This is a genomic window from Trinickia fusca (assembly GCF_003628145.1).
Lineage (GTDB): Bacteria > Pseudomonadota > Gammaproteobacteria > Burkholderiales > Burkholderiaceae > Trinickia > Trinickia fusca.
Map to the genome: position 1 here is coordinate 1 of NZ_RBZV01000035.1, position 1,408 is coordinate 1,408.

Below are 1,408 nucleotides of genomic sequence, written 5' to 3' on the forward strand. Positions count from 1 at the left end.
GGCATCGGCGGCGGCGGCGGCATAGGCTCTGGCGGCAACGTCGGCATCGCATCGCCGATCGCCTCCCCAGGGTTGTAGACCTTGAACGTCGACGCGTTGTTGTGGAAATTGGTGACCTTGTTCGGGATCGACAACACCTGGCCCGCGCTCAGATGGTTGTCGCTCGTCAAGCCGTTGGCATCGGCGATCAGGTACCACAGCGAGGCATCGCCCCACAGCGCACGCGCAATCGTGCTCAGCGTGTCGCCGTCGTGAACCGTATAACGGAGCGGAGATTTGCCCGGATATTCCGCGTTGATCGGTTCATAGTTCTGGTCGAAGTCGGCCGATGTCACCACGTGTCCGTAGCGGAACTGCCCAAACGCCTTCCGCGTACGAAACCGTGGCAGGACCATTGTTGCTGACATCGCCAATCCGATTGCCGTCCAGATAGTAGTACCGCTCCGTCACCGTCAGGGCACCGCCTAGCCCGACGTCGTCGCGCTGCAGCACCTGCCCATGCGCATCGTTGATATAGGTGATCGCGCGGTCTGCCGAGGTATCGGTGGACAGCCTGCTCTGATTGTCCGTTCCGTGAGCAATGACCTGCTGCAGGTGGCCGTTCACGTCGTAGCGGAACTCCGACATCCCGGTTCCCCAGAGCCACGCGTTCGGATTGGTCGGGTCGCTCCCGCGCACCTGGATCCTGCTTTGCTCGGCCTGGTCCCACCAGACGTAGCCCGTCGCCGTGTCGATCACGCTGGGACTGGCCGTATCGCGCTGCTGCGTGTGCGTCACCACGCCCTGATCGGCCCCCGTGTAGTTGCCATGACCGTCGTCCAGCCGATAGTCGTAGGTGAGCGTGACGGTATGCGATGTCTGCCCGGCAGGTGCGAGCACCTGCGTGTCCTTCGTCAGGCGATTGTCGTCATCGAATACGCTCGTGTCGGCCTTCGTGATCGTCTTACCGTCACTGGCATATTCGAAGTATTCCGTCACCCGGCCAAGCGCATCGGACACACGATGGGCCCGCAACACCTTGTCCGCGTCCTTGCCGTCCTGGCTGATGTAAACATCGGTCAGATACCCGTCCGCGTTATACGCGTAACTTTCGGTGTGACCGTCGGCATAAGCCGCACCGGTGCGTTCGCCGGCAGCGTCGTAGGTAATCGCCACCCCGCTTGCGCCCAGGCCCATCCCCTTGGCCCCCATTGTCAACACGAAGCGATTCTGGCTATCGTATTTGTACCAGTAGTCCTGCACCTGCGGGGCACCGTTGATGTCGGTGTAGGCACTCAGCACCCTGCGCCGGTTGCCATTGGCGTCGTACTCATAGTTGATCTTTACCCCTGGACTGTCGACCTCGGCGACGCGATTCAACTCGTCGTAGGTGATGTCGGCCATCTGGTAATAGACCCGATTGGTGCTG

Annotated in this window: 2 protein-coding genes; both read right to left on the reverse strand. The window is 61.4% G+C overall.

The genetic code is table 11. The features are described 5' to 3' along the window. Nucleotides 1-335 (reverse strand): LysM peptidoglycan-binding domain-containing protein (locus D7S89_RS28215; protein ID WP_281273195.1); only part of this gene is annotated, 335 nt, incomplete at its 3' end. Further along, nucleotides 304-1,408: hypothetical protein (locus tag D7S89_RS27620; protein ID WP_183085363.1), on the reverse strand; the 1,105-nt coding region annotated here is incomplete at its 5' end. The genes D7S89_RS27620 and D7S89_RS28215, both read right to left, overlap by 32 nt.